The sequence below is a fragment of the Okeania sp. genome, from assembly GCF_983059655.1.
Genome location: NZ_CEZPJD010000511.1, coordinates 1 through 5,781, shown reverse-complemented (window position 1 = coordinate 5,781; position 5,781 = coordinate 1). Strand labels below are relative to the sequence as shown.

At 34.5% G+C, this 5,781-nt stretch carries 3 protein-coding genes; all 3 read right to left on the bottom strand.

The features are described from left to right. Window positions 1-86: 86 nt before the first annotated feature. Window positions 87-2,894, bottom strand: coding sequence for a CHAT domain-containing protein (locus AC3DU7_RS23030; protein WP_488041628.1), 2,808 nt, complete (start codon window positions 2,892-2,894; stop codon window positions 87-89). Window positions 2,895-3,110: 216 nt separating this feature from the next. After that, window positions 3,111-3,647, bottom strand: coding sequence for a tetratricopeptide repeat protein (locus AC3DU7_RS23025; protein WP_488041627.1), 537 nt, complete (start codon window positions 3,645-3,647; stop codon window positions 3,111-3,113). A 732-nt stretch (window positions 3,648-4,379) separates the two neighbouring features. Then, window positions 4,380-5,781, bottom strand: a 1,402-nt coding sequence (locus AC3DU7_RS23020) for a Calx-beta domain-containing protein (protein ID WP_488041626.1), incomplete at its 5' end; no start/stop codon positions are given.

The following is a 5,781-nucleotide window of genomic DNA, read 5'->3' as shown; positions in this document are numbered from 1 at the left end:
TTCTGAATAGTAGTGCTATGCTTGATTACTATCTCCCGACACTCCCCTCTTCCCTCTTCCTTCTTCCTTCTTCCTTCTTCCTTCTGCTACAACCCATCACCAATCAAAATAAATGGTGCCCAATAATAAGGGTGTCTCAACCTTTTTGCCTCTTCTTCATTAATACTCCCATTTATCAAAGCTAACTGTGCTTTTCGCAATGCTTCTGCTTTTGTTATATTCCTTGTTTTCAAAGCCCGATAAAATTTAACCATCAGCACTTGCGTTCCTAGATCGTCAACTTGCCACAAACTTGCCAGAGATGTTTTCACCCCTGCACGTTGCATTTGATAACCTAATCCTAATATTTCTGAACCATCCTCGAGAATGCCACCTACTCCTGTTCGGCAAGCACTCAAAACTGCTAAATCAATATTAGGTAAGGATAAGTTTGTAATATCTCTCAAAGTTAAACGACTACCATCACCAAATAAAATAAAAGAATCTTCTGGTTGCCCATTGACAAAATCTGCATGGGTGGCAAAATGTAAAATATTGTACTTATTAACTCGTGAAATAATTTCATTCCAATTGAAGGCTTCATTGAGTAGTTTTGTCGTATTAGGAATCATCTTGGCTAAGGTTTCTACTTCTTGTCCGGCAAATTTTAATCCTGAGAATCTAAATTCTCTAGAACCTACAAGAAATTTATAGTCTCCTTGACTAAAAGCTGCGGCTAATATTCGGAGTTTCTCTAGAGGTTTACTATTGAAATTCGTCAGACTTGCTGCAGTAATATTGTTGATATTGAACCTTTCTATTAACCATTTTTTTCCATCGTATAAAGCTGCTATTGGAATATAACGTAATAAACCATCAGGAGCATAAATAATAGTTTTAGTTTGTGCTAAGAATAAATCTGCCTCTAAAGGTGCTATTAACCATTTGTATAACTGTTGAGCTGCTGTTTTTGCTCTCTCGTTGCTAGTTATTTTTCTCGGGTATGTTAAAGCTCCTCTCAAGTTAATAATTGAATTTTTTAAATCTGTTTTATTAACCTGAATTGAACGATGTATTGGCAATCCTTTACTTTTTACTAAAACTAATTCTATCCTATCATCTAAAATTAATGGATAAAGTAGTACAGCATTTTGCTTGATTTTGAGGATGTTTTGCAGTCTACTTAGATTCGTAATATCTATACTTTCTCCATCAGTTTTTTGCTTTAGTTCCTGTACAATTTTGACGATATTTTCGTTGGAAATAAAGTTCTGAAATTCTGCTTTTATTTGCTGTTTTTCTGCTTCTAAATCATTAATACGTTGTTGTTGAGCTTTCGATCTATCCTTGGGTGGTATATTTTGTAAGTCTGTGAGTTCTTTGTTTACCTGTACTGCTTTATCTTGGATAGCGGTATAGTTATCCAATATTTCTTTTTCTTGAGGTAATAATTCTATTCCCACAGAAGTTTGTTTATTATCTTCTAAATTATCGAGGTAATTTTCTAGTTCTTGAACTTTCAATAAATCTAAAACCTGTTGAGCTTCTGTGACTCTGTTTTGCTGTAATAATAAATCTGCTAAAAGACGATAAGTATGAGCAATTTTTTCAGCATAAGATTGCCGTTTATCTAGAGGAAAATTTTGTATATCTTGCCGAATTGCTTCTGTGACATTTACAGAGCTTTTATATAAAATAATTGCTAGTTCCTGCTGTTTTTCTGCAGCTAATAAATCTCCAATATTACTTAAAGTTATTCTTTCGCTAGCGCGATCGCCAATATTTCTTTGAATAGTTAAAGCCTGGCGATAGTAGTCTTCTGCTCGGGTATATTCTCTGAGGCTTTTATAAACTGTACCCAGGCTATCTAGGGTACGTCCTTCTTCTGTTTTATTGCCTATTGTCTGGAAAATTGTTAATGCTTGCTGCAAATATTCTAGTGCTTTTTGGTATTCACCTTTTTCGTCATAAACTAAGCCGATATTATTCAGGCTTTGTCCTATTCCTGCCTTGTCATTTATTTGTTCTCTAACTGTTAAAGCTTGTTGATAATATATCAATGCTTGGGGATATTTTTTTTGCAATTTATAGGTAAGCCCAATATTATTTATTGTATTTCCTTCGCCATTTTTATTGTTATTTGCTTGATAAATTTCTAAAGCATTTTGATACCACTCTAAGGATTTTTCATACTGACCTAATTCCTGATAAATTAAGCCAATGTTGTTAGTAACTGCTGCCTCACCTTGAAAATTTTCTAATTCTTGGAATGTTTTTAGAGCTTGTTGATAATATTCTAATGCTGGAAAATATTGAGCTTGATTTTGATAAATTGCTGCTATATTATTCTGAGTTCGTCCAACTCTAACTAAATCTCCTAATTCTTGACGTATTGCTAAAGCTTGCTGCAAATAATTTAAAGCTTGGTCATAATTTCCCTGGAGAAAATAAATAGCACCAATACTATTTAGGCTACTACCAATACCTTGTTTTTCATTAATTTCACGACGTATTTTTAATGCTTTTTGATGATAATCTAATGCTTGGGGATAGTCAGTTAGTTTTTGATAAGTGGCTCCAATACTGTGAAGGGTTTCACTTATTTTTAGAGATAGAGATTGAGTAGAATTATCTGATAATCTGTATGATAATTGGAATATTTCTAAAGCTTTTTGATAAGTTTCTAAAGCTGCCTGATATTGACCATCATTGTAGAGCTGTTGGCCTTGTTGATAAAGTTCTTCTGCTTCAGTTTTTTGTAGATTTTGAGAGATTAGTTGATTTTGAGATTGTTCGGCATTTAATATTTGAGGAAATACTGTTTCGTAGCATAAGTAAAAAGTTAAACTTAAGTAGCAGATTAGAAAAAATTTTATGAGTCTTTTAATTATCCTTTTTCCACTACTTTTAAACATTTTCTCTATTTTTTATTTATTCAGCTTTAGCAATTACCAAATAATGGGCGATCGCTAAAGCTATTACTTAGTTCAATTAATTCATTGGGGAGTCTATTAGACATCTCCAATAATCAAAAATTAAATCAATTATCGTACATAAATTCTCAATTATTTCTCCTTACTCCCTACTCCCTACTCTCTACTCCCTCTTTTCTGGAGAAGCCTGAGTTAGTCTTATTCTTTTTTGCTATCTTCATCAAATAAAAGAGTTACACTACCAGAGTCTCCTTCCCAACAATCAAATTCAATCTGACTTTTCTCGTCCCTCAACATTTTTTTTCCTGCGGGAGTTTTACATAACATAGAGTTAGTTTTTTTAGAATTGTTTTGATCGGCCATTTCTTCAGCAACCCCTAAAACTTCCCAATAATAATCGAAAGCCTTCTCACCTTCGCCTAGTTTTTCGTACATTACTCCTACATAGAATAAAGCACGACCTTCTGCAAGTAAATCTCCTGTGTCCCGTCGTAGTTTTAATACCTGCTGAAATTTTTCTAATGCCTGTTCGTATTGCTCATTTTGATAATATTTCTCACCTTCTTTTAACAGCCTACTTATTTCAGATTCATTATTAGAACTACTATAAGAAATATCCTGAGCAAATGCAGGTGAAATTTTCCACTTTTCTCCTTGATGTAATCCTTCAAATGTAGAAAAACTCAAAGCTAAAGCAGTCGTAATCACCCCAAGATAGTTTATCCAATAACGCATAGATTAATACCTCAATAAATCTACTACAAAATCTTTCTCAAAAATTTTGACTGGATAGTAGGACTTTAGTAAACAATATCTTCAAAATAGCCTCAAAAGATTACATATATATTAATTCCTCCAGGATAATACCGATCGTTTTTCGGTTATAAACTTAATTATTTATAACAGTCAGGAGGTTATGCAAAATTTTAACATTAGGACTTGAAGCTAAGACGCATTTTAAATGTGCCTTAGCAAGTCAGAATTCACGAAGAAAGACGGAAGAAGGACTCACGTTTAAAAACGTGGGATTGAAAACAAGCACGCAGTATTCCATCGCCCTACGTGTCTTGGAATACATATTTGTTTTAAGTGGGCTTTATACCCACAACTAAAGTTTTTAATTATACTCATACCTTCTTCCTTCTTCCAACTTCGGTCCTAACTTCTTCCTTCTTTGTAATAGGGATTGTACTTTTATATTAGGTACATAACAAATAGGTATATTTTCTAAATTTTCTCTGTAGAAACAACTAAGATAAATTGCTTATAATATATTATATATTGACCTCAAAATATAAGCAAACCCTAAGTAAATATACTTTTGAAGAAGGTTATAGGTGGTAGGTGTAAATTCAAGAGGGAACACTGGATAGGAGCAGAGATTTGGGATATTTCTTCAACATTGAGAGAAAGACATTTTGATGATGCTTAATCATCTGGACATTGTATAAAACCTTCTTCCTTCTGCTATATGTCTATCTTTGGTTGTAATGTAAACTGTAAATTATCAATACCAATTTCTGTAGACTCACTGCCAATAGCAATAAACTGGGTATTCTCTGGAATTGGAACACCTTGACGGCTAAAGTTACTGAAATTATTGGGTTGGCCAGGAACAGAAATAGTTGGACTTAAAGTTGCTCCTTGGCCAATATCCTGACGATTTTCATTGAAGAACCTGACATTGTGACTTCTGTTAGGAGAAGCATAGTCAAACGAAAAATTACCAAACTCAATTTCACCTATCCGCTCGATAACTTCAGCTAAATCAATGACAATAGCATCCAGCTCGAACCCTAATTCTCGGTTTGGTATATCGTAGGCAATAACAGTATTATTGTTAGTCGTACCATCAAATCTTCCTTGACCTCCTTGATTCCTACTTACTAAAGCTACAGTATTAGCAGAAAATAGAAGGTCAGGAGGCTCTTGAGGGGGAGTAACTGGAACAGACCTAACAGAATCAAAATTGTTAAATTCACCATCAAAACTCAACACCCTAGTAATAAAAGGTTGAGGTGCTGGAAGTGGCTCGTCATCATCAATAATTTCTAAAGTAGCAGGTTGACCAACAGTTGCCCCACCTGTAACGTTACTTAAACTTAAATTGACAGTTTCCGTATTCTCAACTGAGCTGTCATTAACAATAGGAATACTAACAGTTTGTTGGGTTTGCTCATCTGCAAAGAAAATAGTCTCAGGAACAGGGTTGCCATAATCAATACCTTGGGATGCTGTGCCATTGGAAAGGTTGAGAGTAGCACTTACTACTCCATCATTTCCACCAGTACGAATAACTGTAACTGTAGCGGTGAGTTCATTTTCTATCACGCTAAAAGTAGGGTTGCTAAATTGGAGAGTACCTGGGTTGGTAATGCTATAACCAAAGTCAATATTATTGAGGTTTTCCCCAGAAGACAGGGTGACAGAAAACTCTTGAATTGTGAGAGTAGCATCAGATTGAGGAGTAATTATTGTGATGGTATAAGTACCTGGTAATAGGTTAGGTAAAGTGTAGATACCAGACTGGTTTGTAACTGTTGTTTGTTCGTTGGTGTCAGGAATGCCATTTTGATTGCTGTCTATAAAAACTGTGACATTTGCTAATGCTGTTTCTCCTGGTTCGAGAAAACCATTTTGGTTAGTGTCGTCAAATATAATCCCACTAATACTGCCGGAAGGTGGGGAGTCTACAGTTACATTAACTGTAGCGCTAGAGTTAGGAGTATTTTCATTGCCATCTGAAATTTGATAAGTGAAAGTATCTGTGCCACTGAAACCTGGTAATGGGGTGTAGATAATTTGGTTATTACTAATAGCTGCATTATTTCCGGCGGTTGTGAAATTATCTACCAGAATAATATTGAGA

Coding starts and splice junctions, on each gene's coding strand:
- AC3DU7_RS23025 (WP_488041627.1), bottom strand. CDS start 3,647: ATGCGTTATTGGATAAACTATCTTGGGGTGATTACGACTGCTTTAGCT.
- AC3DU7_RS23030 (WP_488041628.1), bottom strand. CDS start 2,894: ATGTTTAAAAGTAGTGGAAAAAGGATAATTAAAAGACTCATAAAATTT.